The organism is Arthrobacter sp. Ld5, assembly GCF_051172775.1.
In the GTDB taxonomy this organism is placed as follows: Bacteria; Actinomycetota; Actinomycetes; order Actinomycetales; family Micrococcaceae; genus Arthrobacter_D.
Map to the genome: position 1 here is coordinate 50,691 of NZ_JBPKBO010000002.1, position 22,461 is coordinate 73,151.

Sequence of the window (22,461 nt, forward strand, 5' to 3'; positions counted from 1 at the left end):
CCTGCACGGCCTCAGCGCCCTGCGGCATAGCCCTGCGCTCCCCGCGGGTTGGCGGCGGCGGACAGCACACCGGTTCCGTGGTCCCGGGTGACGGCCGAGAGCCGGCCGAGCGACCAGTCCCCCGCACGCGTGACCACGTGTCCGCGGCGTTCGAGGTCCGCGATGACGTCCTCTCCCAGCCGGTCCTCGACCACGGCGCCGCCGGGCTCCCAGGTCCGCGGCCAGAAGGAGCCGGGGATCGACGTGGTGTGGAGGGACGGTGCATCGATGGCCTGCTGCGGGGTGTACCCGCCGACGACGGTGCGCAGGATGTAGAGCAGCTGCCATTGGTCCTGCTGGTCGCCGCCGGGTGATCCGAGGGCGACGACGGGAGCGCCGTCCTTCAGGATCAGCGTCGGCGTGAGCGTGGTGCGCGGCCGCCTGCCGGGTTCGAGGGTGGACGGCGCGCCGTCCTCCAGCCACGTCATCTGGAGCCGTGACCCCAAGCAGAAGCCGAGCTCGGGGATGGTCGGCGAGGACTGCAGCCAGCCGCCGCTCGGCGTGGCGGAGACCATGTTCCCGGCGGCGTCCACGACGTCGATGTGGCACGTGTCGCCGCGCGTCTCGCCGCTGCGGGACACCGTGGGCTCACCCACCCCCGCGAAGCCGCCGCCGCCCACGAGGGCGGGAGGCGTGTAGTCGGTGCGCAGCGGCGGGGTGAAGGGGGTGCGGCCCGGGACGCTGCCCGGCCGGAAGTCGCGGGAGGCGTCGTCGCCGATGAGCGCGCGCCGCTCGGCGGCGTACTCCGCCGAGAGCAGGTACTCCATGGGCACGTCGGCGTCCCCGTAGTAGGCCTCCCGGTCGGCGATCGCGAGTTTCTGGGCCTCGAGAATGGTGTGCGCCCCGATCGCGGTGGACGGGTCGAGCCGTTCGTCGTCGAACCCGTCGAGGATCGCGAGGGTCTGCAGCAGGGCCGGGCCCTGGCCCCACGGCCCGGTCTTCGCGATGGTGTACCCGCGGAACTCGAGGGTGGTGGCCTCCTCGTACCCCGCCTCGAAGCCCGAGAAGTCCTCCAGGGCCAGGACGCCGGCGTGGTCGAGCCCCGAGGAGTGCCGGTGCGGGGTCCGCGCGAACTCGACGGCGGCCTGCGCCACGCGCCCGGTCCGCCACTCGAGGCGCGCGGCGTCGATCCGTTCGGCTCGCGTCGCTGCGCCGGCCCCGGCGTCGACGAGGGAGGCGAGCACGCCGGCGTAGGCCTCGTTGCGGATCACCTCACCCTCCCGCGGCGGCCTGCCCTCGGGCATCCACAGGGCCGCTGAGGTGGGCCAGTGTTCGGTGAACAGGTCCGCCACGGCGGCGATCGTCGCCCCCACACGGCCGAGGACCGGGTGGCCGTCGCGCGCGTACCCGATCGCGAAGGCGAGGACGTCGCCGAGTTCCCACGTGCCGTGGTCGCGGAGGAGGACCAGCCAGGCGTCGACGGCGGCGGGCACCGCGGCGGCGAGTGCGCCAGCGCCCGGGACGAGTTCGAGGCCCTCGGCGAGGTAGTGCTCGCGGGTGGCCGCCGCGGGTGCCGGACCCTGCCCCATGAGGACCACCGGCCGCCCGGGTTCCTCGGCCGTCGCGAAGACGCCCGTCATGTCCCCGCCGGGACCGTTGAGGTGGGGCTCGACGACGTGGAGGACGAACGCCCCGGCCACTGCGGCGTCGAACGCGTTGCCGCCACGCTCCAGCACCGCCTGCGCGGAGGCGGTGGCCAGCCAGTGCGTCGAGGCGCTCATGCCGAACGTGCCCTGGAGCGTGGGGCGGGTGGTGAAGGCGGGCGGGGGCGTGTACGTCATCGTTGACCCTTTCGAAGGGGAGATCGGCGGTGTGCGACACCAGTCGCGGGACCGTCCGCATTGAATACAATCGGACGTCCAGAGCTAAACTTCGTATACATTCGCCCCACATTGTACTGAAGGACATCATCGTGACGAAGAACCGGGTGGCCACGGACCGCCTCCACCTGTGGCTCATGCTCATCCTGACGTTCTCCACCGGGGTGATCGACGCCGTCGGCTACCTGGGACTCGACCGCGTCTTCACGGGCAACATGACCGGCAACGTGGTGCTCCTCGGCATGGCCTTCGCCGGCGGCGCCGATCTGCCCATCCTCCGGCCGGCACTGGCCCTGGTCTTCTTCATGGTGGGCGCCGCACTCGCCGGCCGGGTCCTGCGGAGGGCGCCGGAGGGGTGGTCCGGCCGCACCTCGAGCACCCTCCTGGCCGTGACGGTCGGCCTGACCGGACTCGCCGTCTACGTCGCGCTGGTCGACGTCACTGCCGAGGAGATCCTCGGCAGCATCACCACATCGGTGCTCGCCACCGTCATGGGCGTGCAGGCGGCGACCGCCAAGCGCCTCAAGGTCGCCGAGATCACCACGGTCGTCGTCACCTCCACCATCACGGGCCTGGCCTCGGACTCCCGCCTCGCCGGGGGGAAGAGTCCCTTCTGGGCCCGTCGGGCCTCGGCGATCGCCCTCATCATGGCCGGCGCCGTCGTCGGCGCCCTGGCCCTGACCGTCGACCTGTGGGTCGGCATCGCGGTGTCCGCGGTCCTCTCCGCCGTCGTCACCCTCCTCGGGCACGTCCGGCACCGGCAGGACGGGAAGGCCGCCGTCACAGGAAATGTCGGGGAAGCCGCACTACGGTAGACGCATGGAACCGGTTGAGCAGCAGTTCGCATTCCACCGCCTGGCGCGGTCCTCGCCCCGGCACCGCTGGTGGAAGCCGCTCCTCACCGCGCTGCTCGGTGGCGTGTTCTACGTCGTCTTCATCCTCATGGTCCTCGTCACGGGGCTCGCGCTCGCGAGCCTCACACCCGCCGGCGTCGGACCGTACTTCGACGCCCTGTCGGTACTGGATCTCAGCAACCCGGTCATGTTCGCGTTCACCCTCGTCTCCCTGATCCTCATGATCCCCGCCCTCGCCCTGGCCGTCCTGATCACGGGCCCCCGGCCGATCGGCCTCCTCTCCTCCGTGGCGGGACGGCTCCGCTGGGGGTGGCTCGCGGTCTGCGCGGGCGTCTCGGTGGCCGTGTTCCTCGTCAACCTCGCGCTGTCGTTCGCCGTCGGGGTGTTCTTCCCGGCGGAGGCGGAACCGGTGCCCGTCCCACCGGAGACCTCGACCCTGCTCATCCTGCTGGCCCTGTCCGTCCTCGCCGTCCCGTTCCAGGCCGCCGCCGAGGAGTACGTGTTCCGCGGCTTCCTCATGCAGGCCATCGGGACCTGGCTCCGGCACCCCGCCTTCGCGATCCTGCTGCCCGTGCCGCTCTTCGTCCTCGGGCACGGCTACGATCCCCTCGGGCAGGCCGACGTGGCGGTCTTCGCGATCTTCGCGGGCTGGATCACCTGGCGGACCGGCGGGCTGGAGGCCGCGATCGCGGTGCACGCGGTCAACAACATGACCATCTTCGTCCTGGGGGCGTTCGGGCTGGTGGACGTCAACTCCACCGAGGGGTCGCTGGGCGGCCTCCTCCTGTCCCTCGCGACGATGGGCGTCACCGCCGTGGTCATCGTCCGCCTGGCGGACCGCCGGGGCGTCGCCCGGACGCGGACCGTCGCCCTCTGGCCCGTGCTGGACCCGTCGGGCCCTGTGCCGGGCCCGGTGCACCCCGGCCCACTCCCGTCGCAGCTCCCGGCCTCAGGCCTCGACCCGCAGCCCCATGCCCTCGGCGAGGAACGGCGCCAGCAGTAGGAGCTGCTGTTCGTCGATCGTCGCGCCGCGTAGCCCGTCGAGGCCGTTGATGCCGCGGAAGCTGCTGGTGCGGAGGTCCACGTCCTTCAACCGGGCGCCGTCGAGCGTGAGCGTGCCGATCGTGCAGTCGCGCAGCGCCAGGCGGGTGGCCCGGGCGCCGGTGAGGTCCAGTTCGCCGATGATGCATCCGCTCACGAGGACGTCCGTCAGTTGCGCGCTGCGCAGGTTCACGTAGTCGAGCTTCCCGCCGTCGAGGTGGACGCCGTCGAACCGGCTGTCGTACAGCTCGGCCGAACCCCAGCGGGTTCCCCGCAGCGAGGTCTCGCGCCAGGTGCTGCGCGATGCCCGGAGGACCGGCGCGAAGAGGTCCTCGAAGGAACACCCGATGAAGCGTGCGCCCCGCAGGTCCGCGTCGTTCAGGGACACGCCCTCCAGCACGCACTCCTGCAGGGTGGTCCCGGCCAGGTCCTCGCCGTCGAGCACCAGCCTCCGGTAGTGCTCACCCTCCCGGTGATCGCCGTCGAGCAGGCCCGGCGCCGCGATGGGCGTGAGGTGCGTGGGTGCCTGAAGGGACAGGCGTGGGGCGTTCGTCGTGCTCCGCGAGGCGTGTGGTGGCATCGCCGGCTCCGTTCGTCGTCGTCTTCGTCCGGGCCTGCCGACCCAGGGCCCTCGTGTCATCCAATCATCGACGAAACACTTCGCCCGGAACATCCGGGCTCCTACAGTTGGATCACCCCGAACGATATGGAGCGGCCATGCCGATGCACGACAGCACACCTGACAGCACGACCGGGCCCGGCGCGCAGGACGCCTCGCTCCTGAAGGTCCTCGGCAACTGGGACGCCCTCGCCCTGGGATTCGGGGCGATGATCGGCTTCGGCTGGGTGGTCCTGACCGGCGGCTGGATCGCCTCTGCCGGCACCGGCGGGGCCGTCCTCGCGATGGTGACCGGCGGCGTCATCATGGGCGTGGTCGGCCTGACCTACGCCGAGCTGACCGCGGCCATGCCGAAGGCGGGCGGCGAGCACAACTTCCTCCTGCGCGGCATGGGGCCCCGGTGGTCCCTCGTGGGTTCCTGGGCCATCACCGGCGGCTACGTCACGATCGTCGCCTTCGAGGCCGTGGCCCTCCCCCGGACCGCCGAGTACATCTTCCCCGGGCTCAGCCGGATCCCCCTGTGGACGGTCGCCGGCGACGAGGTGCACCTGACGTGGGCGCTCGTCGGCGCGATCGCGGCCGTCGTGGTCACCGTCATCAACATCCGCGGCGTGAAGATCGCAGGGGCCGCGCAGACCTTCGTGGTCCTGTTCCTCCTGATCATCGGGCTGATCCTGGTCTTCGGCAGCGTCACGGGCGGATCGGCAGCCAACATGGAGCCCTTCTTCACCGGCGGATCGGCCGGGTTCTTCGCCGTCCTCGTCGTGGTGCCGTTCCTCTTCGTCGGCTTCGACGTCATCCCGCAGTCCGCCGAGGAAGTCAACATCCCCGCGCGGCAGATCGGCCGGCTCGTCGTCGTCGCCGTCGTCCTCGCGACCATCTGGTACGTGATGACCATCCTGACCACCTCGTCCGCCATGCCCGCGGACGAGCTGGCCACCGCGGACATCGCCACGGCCGACGCGATGGGCGCGATGTTCGGCTCCGACCTCATGGCCAACGTGCTGATCGCCGGCGGCATCGCGGGCATCCTCACCTCCTGGAACTCGCTGCTCCTCGGGGCGTCCCGGCTGATGTACTCCATGTCCCGCTCGGGTATGCTCCCCCGCTGGTTCGGCGTGCTGCACCCGCGCTACCGCACCCCCGTCAACGCACTGATCTTCATCGGCGCGCTGTCCTTCGCGGCCCCGTTCTTCGGCACGCAGATGCTCGGCTGGCTCGTCGACTCGGGCGCTCCCAGCATCGTCCTCGCGTACATCCTCGTCTCGCTCGTCTTCGTGATCCTGCGTCGCCGTGAACCGGGCATGGAGCGGCCGCTGCGGATCGGCGGGGCGGGCAACGGCGGCACCGTCATCGGCTGGGTCGCGGTGGTCCTCTGCGTCGCCCTGCTCAGCCTGTACCTGCCCGGCATGCCCGCGGCGCTGACGCCGCCGCCCTGGATCCTGTTCGGCCTGTGGTGGGTCCTCGGCCTCGTCTTCCTGCTGCGCATCCCCCGCGGGATCGCCCCCGGGCACGACGCCGAGGAACGGCTCCTCGAGACGCTCGCCGACCGTCGGGGTGGGGCCCGCTGACGCTCCCGACCGGACGGCGGCCGTCGACCCGTCGGCCGCCGTCCGGTTGCCCGGCGCCGCCCCCGTAATGTGGAGGGCATGGAATCACCGATCGAGAGCTACCTGAAGACCATCCATCGGGAGATCTCCGATCTGAAGGACGGCAAGCCCTACAGCACCATCCCCGCCATGGCGAACGTCGACCCCGACAACTTCGGGATCTGCCTGACGACGGTGGACGGCTACATGTACGAGGTCGGTGACACGCGCGAGGAATTCACCATCCAGTCCATCTCGAAGCCCTTCACATACGGCCTGGCGCTGGCCGATCTCGGCATGGAGGCCGTGGACGCGAAGGTCGACGTCGAGCCGTCCGGGGACACCTTCAACGAGATCTCCCTCGCCCCCGGGAGCGGCCGCCCCTCGAACGCGATGATCAATGCGGGAGCGCTCACCGCCACGTCCCTCGTCCGCTCGCGCGGCGGCAACACGCGCTTCAAGCGCATCCTCAGCACGTACTCGCAGTTCGCGGGCCGCCAGCTGGGCATCGACGAGGAGATCTTCCGCTCCGAGGTGGAACACGGCCACCGCAACCGTGCCCTCGCCTACCTGCTGCGGTCCTTCGACATCATCGAGGACGATCCCACGCCGGTCATCGAGGACTACTTCCGCCAGTGCTCGGTCATGGTCAACTGCATGGACCTCTCGGTCATGGCCGCGACGCTCGCGAACTCGGGGCGCAACCCGCTGACGGGCGTGGAGGTCCTGGACCTGCTCTCGGTCGAGCGTGTCCTGTCCGTCATGACCACGTGCGGCATGTACGACGACGCCGGGTCCTGGATCAGCACGGTGGGCATGCCCGCCAAGAGCGGGGTGGCCGGCGGGACGATCGCCGTCCTGCCGGGCCAGGTGGGCCTGGCCATCTACTCGCCGCCCCTCGACGAGCACGGCAGCAGTGTGCGCGGCATGGCCGCGAGCCAGCGGCTCTCCCGGGACATGGAGCTGCACTTCGTCCGGGCCGCGCGGGCGGGGAAGTCCGCCATCCGTGCCACCTACGACATCCGGGCCACGCCGTCGGGCGTCCGGCGCACGGATGAGGCGATGGACCTCCTCCGCGACCGGGGGCACCGGGCGCAGGTGATCGAGCTCAACGGCGACCTGCTCTTCGCGGGCACGGAGTCCATGGTCCGCGAGCTGAGCGGACTCGACGACGACGTCGACTTCGTGATCCTCGACCTGCGCCGCGTCGACGAGGTCGCCGACGTCTCGCTGCGCCTGCTCGGCGAGGCCCGCGAGAACCTCGCGAAGGTGGGCTGCGACCTCGTGCTGATCGACGGCGAGGGCACCCTCGCGGAGACCTTCAAGGACGTCGACCGCCCGGTCCCCACGTTCGACACGCGCACCGCGGCCGTCGAATGGTGCGAGAACGAACTCATCACGCGCTACGGCGGGGACCTCCTGCTCCCCGCGACGGTGGACGTCTCGCAGTGCCCGGCGCTGAGCCCGCTCACCACGGAGGACATCGAGGCCCTGACCCTGCGCATGGAGGACCGCACCTACGAGAAGGGCCACGTGGTGCGGCGCGTGGGGCAGTCCTTCGGCGGCGTCTACTTCATCCTCTCCGGCAAGATCGTCACGTCGGTGCCCGGCCCCTCGGGCGAGCGCCTCAAGCTGACCACCCTGAGTGCCGGCATGACGTTCGGGGAACTGGCGCTCGGCAGCGACGACCGCCAGGAGACGACCGTCAAGGCCCTGGAGGACGTGCACGTGAAGGTCCTCACGGCCTCGGCCATCCGGGACATCGAGCAGGAGGACCCGAAGCTCGCCGTCGAACTCTGGAAGGCGCTGACCCGGGACGCCTACACGCGCGTGGACCTGTACCTGCGCGAGACCGCGGTCCGGATCCGCGACTAGGGTGGTGCGATGACAGTATTGATAGCGGGCTGCGGGGATCTGGGGACCGAGGTGGGGCTGCGGCTGGCCGCCCGGGGCGAGCGCGTGGTCGGCTGGCGCCGCTCCCCCGGACGCCTCCCCGCCGCGATCGAGGGCGTGGCCGCGGACCTCACGCAGGACCTCCCGCCCATCCCGGCGGACACCGACGTCGTGGTCATCGCCACCGCCGCCGGGGACCGCACCGAGGCCGCCTACCGCAGCGCCTACGTGGACGCGACCCGCAACATCCTCTCCGCGCTCCGGCGCGACGGCGTCACGCCCCGGCGGATCCTCTTCGTCTCCTCCACCGCGGTGTACGGGGACTTCGACGGCGCGTTCGTCACCGAGGAGTCGCCGGCGGAGAGCACCGCCCCCACGGCCCGGCTGGTGCGGGAGGCCGAGCAGGTCCTCCTCGAGGGCTCGGCCCACGGGACGGTCCTCCGGCTCTCGGGCATCTACGGCCCCGGCCGGACCCGGCTGATCGACCAGGTGCGCAGCGGGAGGGCCGTGCTGCCGCCGGAACCGCAGTGGACCAACCGCATCCACCGCGACGACGCCGCGGCCGCGATCGTCCACCTCGTCACCGCCGTCGCGTCCCCCGCGCCGATCTACCTCGGCAGCGACGAACAGCCCGTGGACCTCGGTGAGGTGCTGGGATTCCTGGCCGCCGAACTGGGGCTCCCGGACCCGCCGCGCGGCGAGGCGCCGTCGGGCCGGGGCGGCGCGCGCCGCGTGGACAGCAGCCTGCTCCGCGCGACCGGCTTCACCTTCCGCTACCCGACCTACCGCGAGGGCTACCGCGCGGTGCTCGCCGGGCAGGGCGCCAGGCACCCCTAGGGCGCGGCGACCTCAGCGACCGCACGCGCGCGCGCCGTGAGGCGGCCCAGCCGCACGAGCGACCACACGAAGATGCTCACCACGAGCAGGTTGCGCAACGTCAGCAGGACGGCGACGGCCGGATTCAGGTCGTAGCGCAGGGCGTCGTAGAGCACCGGGTACACGAGGGTGGTGAGCGCGGCCGTCGCGAGCATCGCGATCGCCGGGTAGCGCCACTCCGACGCCCGGTCCAGGACGAGCCCCGCGGCGATCGTCGCCGTGATCCACAGCATGAACTGGGGCGAGCCCACCTTGTTGAACACCACGAGGGTACTGACGAGGGCCAGCGACCCGGTGGCGAGCAGCGCGGCCGGCTCGGCGCCGCGGCGCAGGGCGATCCCGAGGAACACGGCCACCAGGACCACCGTGAGCGCGAGCAGCGGCGTCATGAGGTCCCCCACGAGAGAGCTGAGGGCGCCCCGGACCTCCATGGTGTTGATCACCTCGTCCTCGAAGAAGTACGCGCCGGAGGTCCCCGTGATCGCCTGCCACACACCCGGGGTGCTGAGCGGCGCCTCGAGCTGCATGCCGCGGGCGCCCTGGGCCCCCAGGAAGCCGGTGAGATTGCGGGCGTCGCCGAACACCGCCACGGCGACGGCGATGCCGGCGGTGAGCGCGGCACCCGCGGCGAGGATTCGGAGCCGGCCCTCGCGGACGACGACGAGCGCGGCGAGCACGACGGCGGCCGGCCACACCTTCATCCAGGTGGCGGCGCTGAGCAGGAGGGACGCGGCGAACGGGCGCGCGGCGACGATCAGCAGCGCGGTGACGACCAGCGGCGCGGTCAGCCCGTCGATCCTGCCGACGGCCACGGGGCCGAGGAGCGCGGTCGCGACGAGCCACCAGTAGGCGGCGGTGAACGACGACGGCGTGGCCCGGCGGATCAGGGCGGCGACCCCGACGGCGTTGAGGCCGGCGAAGAGCAGGAACCAGGCGAGCTGGTACAGGTGGGGCCCGAACACGGCGGCGACGAGCATCGGAGCGAGGGCGCCGGCCGGGTACACCCACGCGGTGTCGATGCCCTGCCAGACGCCGTCGCCCAGGGCCTGGTAGGCCCACTCACGGTAGAAGCGGACGTCGCTGAGCACTCCCCCGCCGAGGATGAAGGGCAGCAGCCGCGCGAGGAACCCGACGTGGACGAGGGCGAAGAACAGCCAGACCGAGCGGGCGCTGTTGCGGGTCTCCGGGCGGGGCGGGCGGATGCGCACGGGTGGCTCCTGGTCGGCGGGTGGCGGCAGCGGTAATCGTCTCACCCGCCGTCCGGCGCGCGCCAATCTCCCCCGGGCCGGGCCGTCACCTGCAGGCGCCCGGCACGTACCCGAGCGCCTTGTCGACGACGCCGGGCAGCGGCCGGCCCTCCCGCCACAGCAGGAAGTTCCGCTCGAACTGGGCGGCGAGGTCGTCCAGCCAGGAATCGGCGTTGCTCGCCATGTGCGGGGTGACGAGGACCGTCGGCAGGGACCACAGCGGATGCTCCGGCGGGAGCGGCTCGACGGCGAAGGTGTCCAGCACGGCGCCCGCGATCGCCCCGTCCGCGAGGGACCGGACGAGTGCCTCCTCGTCGACGAGCCGCCCCCGGCCGGCGTTGATCACGACCGCCGAGGGCGGTAGCGCCGCGATGACCTCCGCGCTCACGAGGTTCTCGGTCGCCGGGGTCAGCGGGGCCAGGAGCACGAGCCAGTCCACGTCCCTCACGATGCCCGCCAGGTCGGCGCTGGCGTGGACGCGGCCGAAGTCGGCGTCGAGCGCGACGGCGGTGCGGCCGGCTCCCTCCACCCGCACCCCGGCCGCGCGCAGGAGCCGCGCCGTGTGGCGGCCGATGCTGCCGGTGCCCACGACGAGCGCGCGGGTCCCGGCGATGTTCCGGCCTTCGCGCCACGTCCACTGCCCGGCCCGCTGCTGGTCGCGCAGCTCACCGAAGCCCTTGGCGGCGTGCAGCATGGCGCCGAGCACGTACTCGGCCATCGGCTGGTCGAAGACGCCGTGCGCGTTCGTGACGACGACGTCGGAGGCCACGAGGCCGGGGAAGAGGAGCTTGTCCACCCCGGCCGCGGCGACGTGCAGCCAGCGCAGGGATCCGGCGGCATGCCAGGCGGCGGGCAGCGCCCCGGAGAAGTAGTCCCACAGGTAGAGCACGTCGGCGCCGTCGAGGGCGCGGTCGAGGTCGGCGGCCTGCGCCACCCTCACCTCGGCGAGCCCGGCCACGCGCTCGAGCCCCCTCACGGGCCGCGCCCCCTCGAGGACGGCCACCACCGGCCGCTCAGGCACCGGTCTGCTCGGGGCTGTGCGCCAGGGGCCCCGCCTCCGTCGTCGTCCCGGCGGCCTGCGGCGCACCGTCGGAGGCCCCCGCGCCCCGCTCCGGCCGGTACTCGGTGGACAGGTCGCGGAGGTAGCGGAGCACCACGATCGCGACCGCCGTCGTCGGCACCGCGAGGAACGCGCCGACGAGCCCGAACAGGGTTCCGCCCGCCGTGACGGCGGCGAGGACGACGGCGGGGTGGATCTCGAGCGTGCGCCCCACCAGCAGCGGCTGGATGAAGTTGCTCTCGAGCTGCTGGACCAGCACCACGAGGCCGAGCACCAGCAGGGCGCTCACCCAGCCGTAGGCGAGGAAGGCGACGAGGGTCGCCAGGAGCCCCGAGACGATCGCGCCGACCACGGGGATGAAGGCGGAGAAGAACACGAGGACGGCCAGCGGGATGGCGAGCGGGATGTCCAGCAGCACGAGGCCGAGCCCGATGAAGACCGCATCGACGAGGGCGACGGTGGCCTGGGCGAAGATGTAGGAGGACAGCGTCTTCCAGGTGCCGCTCGCGATCGTCGAGGCGTGCCCGAAGGCGGCGGAGTTCGTCCAGCGGGACGCCCACGGCATGAAGCGGTCGCCGTCCTTGAGGCAGAAGAACGTGAACACGAGCGCCAGGAGCACGACGACGGTCAGGGAGGTCAGTTCGCTCAGCCCCGCCGTGATCCCGGAGACGACGTTCCCGACGTTCGCCTGGAGCTGGGTCAGGGCGGTGTCGACGACGTCGTCGATACTGGCCGCCTCGAGGTTCAGCGGCGGACCGGCGACGAAGTCCGCGAGGTCGGCGACGTTGTCGCGGGCCAGGCCGGAGAGCTCGGTGACGCCGCTCGCGATCGCGGGGAGGGTCGCGGCCCCGATGCCGACGACGACCGCGATGAAGCCGAGGAGGGTCAGCAGGGCGGCCAGGACCTTCGGCAGTCCCCTGCGCAGGAACCGGTTGACGGGCCAGAGCACCGAGGCCAGGAGCAGCGCGAAGAGGGTGGGCAGCACGATCGACCACAGCGCCCCGATGACGTACCAGAGGACCACGAGGCCGGCGAGGACGATCAGCGCCCGGGCCGTCCAGGCGGCGCTCACGCGCAGGCCGTCCGCGAGCGCACGGGGCCGGAAACGGCGGGCCACCGTGGACCCGTGCGGCTCGGCGGCCGGGGTGGCTGCATCGCCCGGGGCGGCTGCATCGGTGGGGGTCGTGTCCGGGCCGCTGCGGCCGTCGGGAGTCTCGCGTGTCACACAGCCATCCTGCCTTACCACCCGGGTGTGACGGAGAATGACCCCCATGAGTTCCGCACCAGATCCCCCGGCGCCCCGGCAGCAGGCCCGCGCACGATCCACCCGCTCCGCGATCATCCACGCGGCAGCGGGCGTGTTCGAGGAGCACGGATACGGGAACACCTCCCTGGCCGCCGTCGCGACCGCCGCGCAGGTCACCAAGGGCGCCCTGTACTTCCACTTCGCGTCGAAGGACTCGCTCGCGATGGCGGTGATCGAGGAGCAGCACGCGATCGCGTCGGCGGACGGAGCGCGCGCCGAGGCCCTGGGCCTGCCGGCACTGGAGACGATCGTGCTGATCTGCCGGGGCTTCACCCTGCAGCTGATCGAACATTCCGTCATGCGCGCCGGGATCCGGCTGACCTTCGAGGCGTCGGCCTTCGGGCACGATGTCCGCCGGCCCTACCTCGACTGGGTGACGCGGTTCGGCGACCTGGCACGGTCGGCCCAGCAGGACGGCGACCTGCGCGCGGACCTCGACGCCGACGCCTTCGCCCGAATGGTCGTCGGTTCCTACACGGGCGTGCAGATGGTCTCGAACGTCCTCACGGGCCGCGCGGACGTCGTCGAGCGGCTCGCCGACCTGTGGGGGATGCTCCTGCCCGGCGTCCTCGGCGCGGACCGGCGGGCACGGGTCCCGGAGCTCGTCGCCCTGTTCCGGGACGGGCCCCCCGAATAAAACCGGTCAAACGGTTTGTTTTTCCCCCGGTCGTCGCTACTGTTGCTGCTGGCACTGCAGGGTCTCCGTGGGGGAAGCACCCTGCCCGGTCCGTCAGGGCCCGTGCCCCGGGCGCCCACGGTTGCGCTTCGCAACCGTGGGCCGCCCGAACTAGGCTGGCCGGACCTCCCCGACGCCAGCAAAGGTGACGCATGCGCTACGTGAAACTCGGTTCGACCGGCCTCGACATCTCCCCGCTCGCCCTCGGCTGCATGAGCTACGGCTCCCCCGACCGCGGCAACCACGCGTGGACCCTGCCGGAGGAGCAGAGCCGACCCCTGATCCGCGCCGCCGTGGAGGCGGGTATCAACTTCTTCGACACCGCCAACGTGTACTCGGACGGGTCCAGCGAGGAGATCGTGGGCCGGGCCCTGGCCGAGTTCACGCGCCGCGAGGACACCGTGATCGCCACGAAGGTGCACGGCCGCATGCACGAGGGGCCCAACGGCGCCGGCCTCTCACGCAAGGCCATCCTGGCGGAACTGGACAACAGCCTGCGCCGCCTCGGCACCGACTACGTGGACCTCTACCAGATCCACCGGTTCGACCCCGCGACGCCCCTGGAGGAGACCCTCGAGGCCCTGCACGACGTCGTGAAGGCGGGCAAGGTGCGCTACCTCGGCGCGTCCTCGATGTACGCGTGGCAGTTCTCGAAGGCCCTCTACCTGCAGCGCCTCAACGGGTGGACCCGGTTCGTCACCATGCAGGACCACTACAACCTGATCAACCGCGAGGAGGAGCGCGAGATGTACGGGCTGTGCGCGGACCAGGGCATCGGCGTCCTTCCGTGGAGCCCGCTCGCCCGCGGGAAGCTCACCCGCCCGTGGGACGAGACGACGTCGCGCTCGGAATCGGACTCCTTCGGCAGCACGCTCTACGGCACCCTCGACGCCGACCGTCGCGTCGCGGACGCCGTCGGGACGGTGGCCGAGGCGCGCGGCGTGCCCCGCGCCCAGGTTGCGCTCGCCTGGGTGTCGCGCAACCCCGTGGTGTCCGCGCCGATCGTCGGGGTCGGGAAGGCCCGGCACCTCGAGGACGCCGTGGCCTCCCTGGGCCTCCACCTGACGGACGACGAGGTGCACGCCCTGGAGGAGCACTACGTGCCCCACCCCCTCGTAGGGTTCTGATGCCCATCCTTCCCGGCGGCGGCTGACGCGCATGCCCGCCGATCTCGTCCTCCACAACGGCCGCGTCTTCGACGGCCTGGCTCCCCACCCCACCGCGACGGCGGTCGCCGTCGCGGGTGGCACCATCTCGGCCATCGGGACGGACGCCGAGGTCCTGGCCGCGGCCGGCCCGCGCACCCGCGTCGTCGACCTCCGCGGGCGCCTCGTCACCCCCGGTTTCACGGACGCCCACGCGCACACCTTCATGGGCGGCATCGAAGCCCTTGCATGCAACCTCGAGGCGCACCGGGGACCCGCCGGGGTGCAGCGCGCCGTTGCGGCCTACGCCGCCGGCCCCGGCGAGGGGCAGGACTGGATCACGGGGGCCGGCTGGTACAAGGGCGACTTCGACGGCGGCTTCCCGGACGCCCGCGTGCTCGACGCCGTCGCCCCGCACCGACCGGTCTACCTCATCAACCGGGACCACCACAGCGCCTGGGTCAACACCGCGGCGCTCGGGCGGGCCGGGATCGACGCGCACACCCCCGACCCGCCGGACGGGCGGATCGACCGCCGGGCCGACGGATCGGCGAGCGGCATCCTGCACGAGGGCGCCATGGCCCTGGTCGCCCGGCTGCTGCCGCCCGTCACCCGGGCCGCCGTCGAGGCCGGGATCCTGTACGGCCAGCGCCATCTCCACGCGCTCGGCGTGACGGGCTGGCAGGAGGCGATCATCGGCGAGTACGCCGGTTACCCCGACGCCGCCCCCGCCTACCGCTCGCTCGCCGCCTCGGGCCGGCTGACGGGCCGCGCGACCGGCGCGCTCTGGGTTCCGCGGGCCCTCACGGTGCGGGACATCCCGGACCTGATCGAGGACTTCCGCGAGCGCCGGCGCCTCAACGCCGAGGCGGGCTTCCCGACGTCGAGCGCCAAGATCATGGTCGACGGCGTGCCCGAGAACCGGACCGCGGCCCTGCTGGATCCCTACGAGCCCGTCGGCTGCGGATGCGTGGCCGCCTCCGACGCGGACCGCGGGCCCACCTACCTGCCACCGGAGGTGCTCGACGCCGTGGTCGCTGCCCTGCAGGCCGCGCGGTTCGACCTCCACCTGCATGCCATCGGCGACCGCGCCGTCCGCACGGGCCTCGACGCCGTGGCACACGCCCGGAGCGTCGTGCCGCCGGACAGGTCCTGGCGGCCACGCCACACCATGGCACACGTGCAGCTGGTGCATCCCGACGACGTCCCGCGCTTCGGGGAGCTCGCCGTGACCGTCAACGCGCAGGCGCTCTGGGCGTGCAGCGACGAGCAGATGCGCTCCCTCACGGTACCCCTGATCGGCGAGGACCGCGCGCAGTGGCAGTACCCGTTCGCGTCGATGGTCTCCGGCGGGGCCCCGCTCGCGATGGGCTCCGACTGGTCCGTGTCCGACGCCGATCCGTGGCAGGCCATCCACGTGGCCGTCAACCGGACCCACCCCGACCATCCGGGCGTCCCGCCCCTGGTGGCGGACGAGGCGCTGACCTTCCAGGCGGCCCTGTCCGCCTACACGGCGGGCTCCGCCCGGGTCACGCGGTCCACGGCGGGCCTGATCCGGGAGGGCCTGCCCGCGGACCTGGCGGTCCTCACCGTCGACCCGTTCGGGATCGACGCGGCGGACCTGCATGCGGTGGGCGTGGATGTCACGATCGCGGGGGGCCGCGTGGTCTTCGAGCGGTAGCCGGAGCCCGGGGTCACCCGCGGCGGAATCCGCCCTCCGTGCTGAGCACCTGCCCCACCATCCAGCGGCCCTCGTCGCTCAACAGCCACGCGATGAGCCGTGCCGGGTCGTCGGGCTCGCCGAAGCGCCCCGACGGGCAGTGCTCGAGGACGCCCCGGAGCACCTCCGACGGGCGGTCGGCGGTGCCCTCGTCCAGGTATCCGGTGTTCACCGGCCCCGGGTTGACGGTGTTGAGCAGGATGCGCCGGTCCACGAGGTCGTCGGCGACCGACGCCGTCAGTCCGGCGAGCGCCGCCTTGGACGCCGCATAGGCGATCTCCCCCGGCATGGGGCCGACCACCTGGCCCGAGGTCATCCAGATCACGCGGCCGCCCTCCCGCCCGTCGTGCTGCTCGGCGAAGTACCTGGTGGCCAGGAGGGTGGATCGCGTGTTGACCTGCCAGTGCGCGTCCAGGTCCTGCCAGGAGATGTCCCCGAGCCGACCGTCGCCCCCGCTCTTCGCGTGGTTGCAGACGAGGCCGTCCAGATGGCCGAGGGCGCCCGCCGCCGCCGCGACGAGCCGTTCGCCGCCGTCGGGCTCGGCGAGGTCCATGCCCGCGTGGGCGAGGTCCGCGCCGTCCCGCAGTGTGCCGCGGATGCCGGCGACCACGTCGTCGATGCTGTCGGCACCCCAGGGCTGCTCGGCGTCGTGGGGTGCGAAGTGGTGCAGGAACAGGCTGGCGCCCATGGCGGCGAGACGGGAGGCGACGGCGTAGCCGATCCCCTGGCGCCGGCTCACGCCGGTGACCACGTAGGTGCGTCCGGCCAGGGCGGAGGAGGAGTCCATGGGCCCAGCCTAGGGGCCGCGGCTTCGCTAGGCTGGAGGCACCACCCACCGACCCGCCGCGCCGAGGAGATCCATGCGCCCGACCACGAGAGTCCGCCTCCTGTCGGCATGCGCGGGCGCGGTTCTCGGGCTGTCCGGCTGCACGGGCGGGCCCGTGATCGACGTGCTGGAGCAGGACCAGACGGACCAGGACGTCCTGACCATCCGGACGGATCTCGACGGCATCGATCTGGCGACCACCCGGTTCCTCGCGGAGCAGGACGGCGTCGAGTACTTCGCGGCCCGGCCGACCGCCGGCAGCGCGACCGAGGACACCGTCTGCCTGCTCGCGGAGGAGGGCATCGGCGTGGGCCTGGAATGCACGCCGCTCGCACCCGGCTCGGCGGGCGCGGTGATGCGCGACAGCAGGGCCACCGTGGTGCTGCTGCCGGACGACATCGACCGCAATGCCCTCGCGGACGACGGCTTCGAGCTGCTGCACCCCAACCTGGCGATCCGTCCGGCCGACGCGGGGTGAACCGGCGCTGCGAACCGTCCTCCGTGCAGGACGTGGTGGACACTTCCGTTCCGCACGTGCCTAGCATGGGACACCAGGATCGGACGGAGATGGAGGAGTCATGGCGGTTGCAGGGGACGACGGCGGCGAACTGATCGTCGGGGACGTCACGCACACGGGCGGTCGCGCCCTCGCGATCGGCCTGTCCTCCTCGACCGACGCCGGGGGCCGGCCGCTGGTCAGCGTCGGCTGGGTGGAGCAGGGCGAGCAGCTCGGGCTCACCCTCGACGAGGCCGTGGCGCTGCGCGACGAACTGACGCGCATCATCGACGACGCCGGAAGCGCTCGGCCCCGGGACGACTAGGCCTGCACCTGGCTCGTTCCCACGGTGATCCGGTGGTTCTGCTCGCACTGGAAGACGGCGAGCGTGCCGGGCGGGACCGGCCCTTCGGCGGGCCACTGGTCCTCACCGAGTTCGACGAGCGTGGAACCGCAGCTGGGGCATCGTGCATCCATCAGTTCTTCTCCCTTCCTTCGCGTGATCATTTCTTACCACCCGCATGCCGCGGTCCGGGACAGGAGCGGAGAACCACTGGAGAGCGCCCCCGCGGATGCCTATAATCGGGCGTGCTCACAGCCGGCGTGGATCTCGCAGCAGAATCGAAGGGCACCGCCCTCGCGGTCATCGACTGGTCCCGGCGCGCGGCCACCGTGGAGGTGGGCCTGGGGGTCCCGGACGCCGCGATCGCGCGGGTGGCCCCCGACGTCGACCGCCTCGGCATCGACTGCGCCTTCGGGTGGCCCGACGACTTCGTCTCCTTCGTGACGCGCCACGCCGAGGGGCTGCGCGTGGACGGGAGCAGGGAGGAGGGCCTGGCGTGGCGCCGCCGCCTCTCCTACCGCGCGACGGACCGCGCCACCCGGGACATCACCGGCCGGTGGCCGCTGAGCGTCGCCACGGACCGGCTGGGCCTCACGGCGATGCACTGCGCCGTGCTGCTGGACGCGATCGGCGACGCCGTCGGCACACCCGTCGACCGCTCGGGCGGCGGCACCGCCGTCGAGGTCTATCCCGCGGCCACGCTCCGCGGGTGGGGGTTCGACACGCGCGGTTACAAGAGCGACGGCGGCGTGCGTGAGGCCCTGCTGGACCGGATCCTGGCTCGGGCCCCGTGGCTGGACCTCGGGAGTGCCACCCGGCAGCTCCTGGTCTCCTCGGACGACGCGTTCGACGCCGTGATCGCCGCCCTCGCCGCCCGGGCGCACGCCCTCGGCCGGACCCACCCGGTCCCTGAGGAGTACCGGGACCAGGCGCGCCGGGAGGGCTGGATCGCCCTCCCCGTGGGACGGTTGGAGGAGCTCGCACCGGAGGGTGCGCCGAGCGGGGCACCCGGATAGGAGGCAGCGGTCATGGACCTGGCCGAACGGAGCGCAGCACTCTACGTCCTGCCGCTGGACCGCTTCACGCAGGCGCGCAACGCCGCGGCGAAGGACGCGGCGAAGGACGGCGACCGGGACCTCGCCGCAGCCCTGCGCGCGCTGCCCAAGCCGTCGTCGGCCGCGTGGCTCGTCAACGTGCTCGTCGACCGCCGACGCGGGGAGGTGGAGCAGGTGCTGGAACTCGCCGCGTCCCTCAGGGAGGCCCAGGCGAGCCTCGACCGGGCACAGGTGCATGCGCTGGGCCAGCGGCGACAGCGCCTCCTGGCCGACGTCGCCCGTCAGGCGCTGGACGCCGCCGCAGAAGCAGGGCACGACGTCGGCCCCGCGGCACTGCCCGGCGTCGAACAGACCCTGCGCGCCGCCCTCGCCGACCCCGCGGCGGCAGCCGCCGTCCTGACCGGGCGGCTCGTGCGCACCCTCGAGGCGAGCGGGTGGGATCCGGTGGACCTCGACGGCGCCGTCGCCGGCCCCTTCACACCGCCGACGACTGCCGCTGATGCGACGTCCGGGCCGGCCTCCGGGACAGCGTCCGGGTCGGCGGAGGACGGCGAGCAGCAGCGGCCGACCCGACGGAAGGTTTCGGCGCGTCGGCGGAGGGAGGCCGAGGCGCAGCTGGCCGCGGCGCGCGAGGCCGTCGCCGGCGCGAGGGAGCGGCTGGCGGCAGCGGCGAAGGCATCGGCTCGGATCGACGTGCGGCGGAACGGTGTCACCGCTTCGATCGAGGACCTCGAGGACCGCCTTGGCACCCTGCGCCGCGAGCTGGCCGATGTCGACGAAGAGCGCAGCGCCCTCGCCCACGAGACGGAGACCGCCGAACGTTCGGTGGAAGAGGCGGAAGGGGCGGAGGCTGCAGCCCGTGCACTCCTGGAGGGATGACGCTCGCTGCCCGGTCCCGCCGGATGTCCCCGAGGGGAGAAGCCGGCTGCCACCGGCGCTGTGATCACAGCTCCCGGTGGACCTGGTGCACGGCTTCTCTCCTCGAGGCCCTGGTCATGCTGTCCCCCAAGAAGATCAGCATGCTTATTGTTCTACGGTAGCGGAGGATCGGGCCGGGGAAAAGCCCGGAGGCGATCTCATCGCAACCCGGCCGCCGGAGCCACCAGCTGCACGATGTTCCCGAGCAGCGCCGCATTGAAGTCGACGCCGAGCTGATTGGGGATCGTCACCAGCAGCGTGTCGGCGGCCTGCACGGCGGCATCGGCCGCGAGCTCCTCGGCGATGACGTCCGGGGCGCCGATGTAGCTGCGGCCGAAACGGGACCTGGCACCGTCGAGGAGACCCACCTGGTCCCGTGATTCGCGCTGGGCACGGACGCCGAAGTAGTACTCGTCGGTCTCGCTGACGATCGGGAGGATGCTGCGGCTCACGGACACCCTCGGGGCCCATGCGTGCCCGGCCTCCGACCAGGCCGTGCGGAACACCTCGATCTGCTCCGCCTGCAACTCGTCGAAGGGGACGCCGGTGTCCTCCGTGAGGAGGGTCGAACTCATCAGGTTCATCCCCTGCTCCCCCGCCCACCGGGCCGTCGCCCGCGTGCCCGATCCCCACCAGATGCGTTCGGACAGTCCGGGCGAGATCGGGTCGATCGGGAGCCTGCCGACGCTGCCCGACATCCGCGGGTTGGGCTGGGCGATCCCCCGGCCGGCGATCGCGTGGCGGAAGAGCGCCGCCTTGTCGCGTGCCAGGTCCGCGTCGTCGGAGCCCTCGGACGGGAGGTACCCGAACGTGCGCCATCCGTCGAGTGCCGTCTCGGGCGACCCCCGGCTGATCCCGAGCTGCAGGCGCCGGTTGCTGACGAGGTCGGTGACGGCGGCCTCCTCGGCCATGTACAGCGGGTTCTCGTAGCGCATGTCGATCACCCCGGTGCCCAGTTCGATGGTCTTCGTCCGCGCGGCCATCGCGGCGAGCAGCGGGAACGGCGCCGAATACTGCGGGGCGAAATGGTGCACGCGCACGTAGGCGCCATCGACACCGAGCTCCTCGGCCGCCACGGCCAGGTCGATGGCCTGGACCAGCGACTCCCGCGCGGTGGGGACGAGCGAGCCCCTCACGTCCTGGTAGTGCCCGAAGGACAGGAACCCGATCTTTGTCATGCCTTGTGCAGCGCGGCGTCACCCTCCCGCATTCCCGGGGCGGCACCGCGCCGCACTGCTCGTGCGTCCGTCCGTGCCGGGGCCGGACGTGATCCAGTCGTGTCCTCAGGCCTGGAACCACGACGCGACGGGCAGTTTGGTGCCCTGGCGGAGCCTCCGCACGGATTGAGGCCGAGCTCCAGGACGCGCGGCATCGGAGATCCACGAACGAGTCATTCGCTATTGTGTTCTAGGGCATGTCCCGTAAAATAGAACACATGTCCGAAGAAGGCGTCCGGGAATCTCCGTTCGGTGCGTGTGCGCCGGGTGCAGCCGCCTCCGTCGTGCGGGGGTGGATCAGGGCGCTCGATCCCCGGACACCGTCGGCTCGAGTGTCCGCGACGGCGGCCTCCCCCGCGGAACCCGTCGAAGGTCATGAGGAAGCACTCGTATCGCAACTGCGGGCTCTCGAGGACCTGAAGTGCGCAGCCGCGGCTGCGCAGGCCCGTGCGGCGCTGGACCTGGATACTGCCCGACGGCGAGCGGAGGCTGCCGCAGGCGTGCCTGCGGATCAGCGGGGTCGGGGCGTGGCCGCCGAAGTCGCCCTGGCGAGGCGGGAATCCCCGCACCAGGGGTCACGTCTGCTGGGACTGGCCCGAACGCTCGTCGCCGATATGCCCCGGACTCTCGCAGCCCTGGAATCCGGGGTCATCAGTGAGTGGCGAGCGACCCTGATCGTTCGCGAGACCATCTGCCTCAGCGCCGAGAACCGGCATGCCGTGGACACGGCATTGGCCGCCGACAGCGGAGCCCTCGAGGGCGTCGGTACGCAGGGGGTGAAGGACCGGGCCCGGAGGATCGCCCTGCGTCTCGAGCCGGCGGCCGCCGTGGCAAGGGCCCGCAAGGCGGTCGGCGAGCGCTACGTCAGTTGTCGGCCGGCCCCGGACGCCATGGCGTACCTGACTGCCCTGCTTCCCGCGACCGAGGCGATCAGTGCCTACTCGGCCCTGTCCCGTCATGCCGACACCCTGACCACCGCCGGAAGCAATCGCGGGCTCGGGCGCGGGCAGCTCATGGCCGATGCCCTCGTCGAACGGGTCACCGGCGCGCCCGCCGGATCGGTGAAGGCCGACGTGCACCTCATCATGACCGACCGCACCCTGTTCCAGGGCGACAGTGAGCCGGCGTACCTGCCCGGCTACGGTCCGGTCCCGGCGCAGATCGCCCGCGACCTCCTCCGGGAACATGCAGAGAAGCGTGGCGCCGATGGGTCCGGCACGCTCGACGGGCGCGCCGCACACGTCTGGCTCCGGCGGCTCTATACCGCACCGGAGACCGGGCAACTGGTGGGTATGGAATCGCGGGCCCGGCTCTTTCCGCCCGGACTGCGCCGCCTGATCGCCGCGAGGGACGCGACCTGCCGCACCCCGTACTGCGATGCGCCGATCAGGCACACCGACCACGTCGTCCCGTGGCGCCTCACCGGTACCACGAGTGCCGATGGTGGGCAGGGGCTGTGCGAGAACTGCAACTACATCAAGGAAGCCACCGGCTGGTCGTCCCGAACTATGCCTGGTTCGGCGAACGGGATCGAACGACGCACCCCCACCGGCCACACTTACGTCTCGACCTCGCCGCCACTGCCCGGGACACGTCTGCCCGGAGCATCCCGGCCCAGGATGGCCATGTCCAGGAGGACTCCCAGACCGATGCACTCGGTGATCGACCTCATCCTCTACCCGGCAGCAGCATGATGGCGGGCCGCTCCTCGACCCCTGCAG

At 72.2% G+C, this 22,461-nt stretch carries 21 protein-coding genes; 13 read left to right on the forward strand and 8 right to left on the reverse strand.

Features of this window, described 5'->3' with window-relative positions:
• Positions 1-11 precede the first annotated feature (11 nt).
• Positions 12-1,820, reverse strand: a complete 1,809-nt coding sequence (locus tag ACSGDB_RS00620) for a gamma-glutamyltransferase family protein (RefSeq protein WP_434991983.1) — start codon at positions 1,818-1,820, stop codon at positions 12-14.
• A gap of 131 nt (positions 1,821-1,951) precedes the next feature.
• On the opposite strand from ACSGDB_RS00620, the gene ACSGDB_RS00625 reads away from it, so the two are divergent.
• Both ACSGDB_RS00625 and ACSGDB_RS00630 read left to right on the forward strand, forming a co-directional pair.
• Positions 1,952-2,674, forward strand: a complete 723-nt coding sequence (locus tag ACSGDB_RS00625) for a YoaK family protein (RefSeq protein WP_434991985.1) — start codon at positions 1,952-1,954, stop codon at positions 2,672-2,674.
• 4 nt (positions 2,675-2,678) lie between these two features.
• Entirely contained in the window at positions 2,679-3,716 is a 1,038-nt protein-coding gene (locus ACSGDB_RS00630) for a CPBP family intramembrane glutamic endopeptidase (protein WP_434991986.1), read from the forward strand.
• Here ACSGDB_RS00630 and ACSGDB_RS00635 read toward each other — a convergent pair.
• The gene (locus ACSGDB_RS00635) at positions 3,663-4,334 is read right to left on the reverse strand and encodes a pentapeptide repeat-containing protein (protein ID WP_434991988.1); all 672 of its coding nucleotides are present in this window, start codon (positions 4,332-4,334) and stop codon (positions 3,663-3,665) included. The two genes, ACSGDB_RS00630 and ACSGDB_RS00635, sit on opposite strands and share 54 nt — an antisense overlap.
• Before the next feature lie 143 nt (positions 4,335-4,477).
• On the opposite strand from ACSGDB_RS00635, the gene ACSGDB_RS00640 reads away from it, so the two are divergent.
• The 3 genes from ACSGDB_RS00640 to ACSGDB_RS00650 all read left to right on the forward strand — a co-directional run bounded on the left by ACSGDB_RS00640 (position 4,478) and on the right by ACSGDB_RS00650 (position 8,692).
• On the forward strand, positions 4,478-5,944 hold the full coding sequence (locus ACSGDB_RS00640; protein ID WP_434992166.1) for an APC family permease: 1,467 nt from the start codon (positions 4,478-4,480) through the stop codon (positions 5,942-5,944).
• A gap of 78 nt (positions 5,945-6,022) precedes the next feature.
• Positions 6,023-7,837 (forward strand): glutaminase A, encoded by a 1,815-nt coding sequence (gene glsA, locus ACSGDB_RS00645; protein WP_434991991.1) that lies wholly within the window; start codon positions 6,023-6,025, stop codon positions 7,835-7,837.
• A gap of 9 nt (positions 7,838-7,846) precedes the next feature.
• A complete protein-coding gene (locus ACSGDB_RS00650) occupies positions 7,847-8,692 on the forward strand; it encodes an SDR family oxidoreductase (protein ID WP_434991994.1) in 846 nt (281 codons plus the stop codon).
• On the opposite strand, the gene ACSGDB_RS00655 is transcribed toward ACSGDB_RS00650, so the two are convergent.
• The 3 genes from ACSGDB_RS00655 to ACSGDB_RS00665 form a co-directional block, all read right to left on the reverse strand.
• A complete protein-coding gene (locus tag ACSGDB_RS00655) occupies positions 8,689-9,939 on the reverse strand; it encodes a glycosyltransferase 87 family protein (RefSeq protein ID WP_434991995.1) in 1,251 nt (416 codons plus the stop codon). The two genes, ACSGDB_RS00650 and ACSGDB_RS00655, sit on opposite strands and share 4 nt — an antisense overlap.
• 85 nt (positions 9,940-10,024) lie before the next feature.
• Positions 10,025-10,999 (reverse strand): D-2-hydroxyacid dehydrogenase, encoded by a 975-nt coding sequence (locus ACSGDB_RS00660; protein ID WP_434991997.1) that lies wholly within the window; start codon positions 10,997-10,999, stop codon positions 10,025-10,027.
• Positions 10,992-12,263, reverse strand: a complete 1,272-nt coding sequence (locus ACSGDB_RS00665; RefSeq protein ID WP_434991999.1) for an AI-2E family transporter — start codon at positions 12,261-12,263, stop codon at positions 10,992-10,994. Before ACSGDB_RS00665 ends, ACSGDB_RS00660 begins: the two co-directional genes overlap by 8 nt.
• A gap of 46 nt (positions 12,264-12,309) precedes the next feature.
• On the opposite strand from ACSGDB_RS00665, the gene ACSGDB_RS00670 reads away from it, so the two are divergent.
• From ACSGDB_RS00670 to ACSGDB_RS00680, 3 genes are all read left to right on the forward strand, one after another.
• Positions 12,310-12,981, forward strand: coding sequence for a ScbR family autoregulator-binding transcription factor (locus tag ACSGDB_RS00670; protein ID WP_434992000.1), 672 nt, complete (start codon positions 12,310-12,312; stop codon positions 12,979-12,981).
• Between the two features lie 191 nt (positions 12,982-13,172).
• On the forward strand, positions 13,173-14,147 hold the full coding sequence (locus ACSGDB_RS00675; RefSeq protein WP_434992001.1) for an aldo/keto reductase: 975 nt from the start codon (positions 13,173-13,175) through the stop codon (positions 14,145-14,147).
• Between the two features lie 31 nt (positions 14,148-14,178).
• On the forward strand, positions 14,179-15,846 hold the full coding sequence (locus ACSGDB_RS00680) for an amidohydrolase (protein ID WP_434992002.1): 1,668 nt from the start codon (positions 14,179-14,181) through the stop codon (positions 15,844-15,846).
• 13 nt (positions 15,847-15,859) lie between these two features.
• Here the strand turns inward: ACSGDB_RS00680 and ACSGDB_RS00685 are convergent, their stop codons facing one another.
• Entirely contained in the window at positions 15,860-16,672 is an 813-nt protein-coding gene (locus ACSGDB_RS00685; protein ID WP_434992003.1) for an SDR family oxidoreductase, read from the reverse strand.
• Positions 16,673-16,745: 73 nt separating this feature from the next.
• On the opposite strand from ACSGDB_RS00685, the gene ACSGDB_RS00690 reads away from it, so the two are divergent.
• Both ACSGDB_RS00690 and ACSGDB_RS00695 read left to right on the forward strand, forming a co-directional pair.
• Positions 16,746-17,189 carry a hypothetical protein gene (locus ACSGDB_RS00690; protein ID WP_434992006.1) on the forward strand — a complete coding sequence of 148 codons (444 nt, stop codon included), beginning with the start codon at positions 16,746-16,748 and terminating at the stop codon, positions 17,187-17,189.
• A 100-nt stretch (positions 17,190-17,289) separates the two neighbouring features.
• Positions 17,290-17,532, forward strand: coding sequence for a hypothetical protein (locus ACSGDB_RS00695; protein WP_434992007.1), 243 nt, complete (start codon positions 17,290-17,292; stop codon positions 17,530-17,532).
• Here ACSGDB_RS00695 and ACSGDB_RS00700 read toward each other — a convergent pair.
• A complete protein-coding gene (locus ACSGDB_RS00700) occupies positions 17,529-17,684 on the reverse strand; it encodes a hypothetical protein (protein ID WP_167399001.1) in 156 nt (51 codons plus the stop codon). The genes ACSGDB_RS00695 and ACSGDB_RS00700 overlap by 4 nt on opposite strands.
• 111 nt (positions 17,685-17,795) lie before the next feature.
• Between ACSGDB_RS00700 and ACSGDB_RS00705 the strand changes: the two genes are divergently transcribed.
• Entirely contained in the window at positions 17,796-18,566 is a 771-nt protein-coding gene (locus ACSGDB_RS00705) for a DUF429 domain-containing protein (RefSeq protein ID WP_434992010.1), read from the forward strand.
• A 12-nt stretch (positions 18,567-18,578) separates the two neighbouring features.
• Entirely contained in the window at positions 18,579-19,484 is a 906-nt protein-coding gene (locus ACSGDB_RS00710) for a transposase (RefSeq protein ID WP_434992012.1), read from the forward strand.
• Between the two features lie 197 nt (positions 19,485-19,681).
• Here the strand turns inward: ACSGDB_RS00710 and ACSGDB_RS00715 are convergent, their stop codons facing one another.
• Positions 19,682-20,701 carry an LLM class flavin-dependent oxidoreductase gene (locus tag ACSGDB_RS00715; protein WP_434992013.1) on the reverse strand — a complete coding sequence of 340 codons (1,020 nt, stop codon included), beginning with the start codon at positions 20,699-20,701 and terminating at the stop codon, positions 19,682-19,684.
• Between the two features lie 371 nt (positions 20,702-21,072).
• Here ACSGDB_RS00715 and ACSGDB_RS00720 point away from each other — a divergent pair, with 371 nt between their 5' ends.
• On the forward strand, positions 21,073-22,434 hold the full coding sequence (locus tag ACSGDB_RS00720; protein WP_434992167.1) for a DUF222 domain-containing protein: 1,362 nt from the start codon (positions 21,073-21,075) through the stop codon (positions 22,432-22,434).
• Positions 22,435-22,461 lie beyond the last annotated feature (27 nt).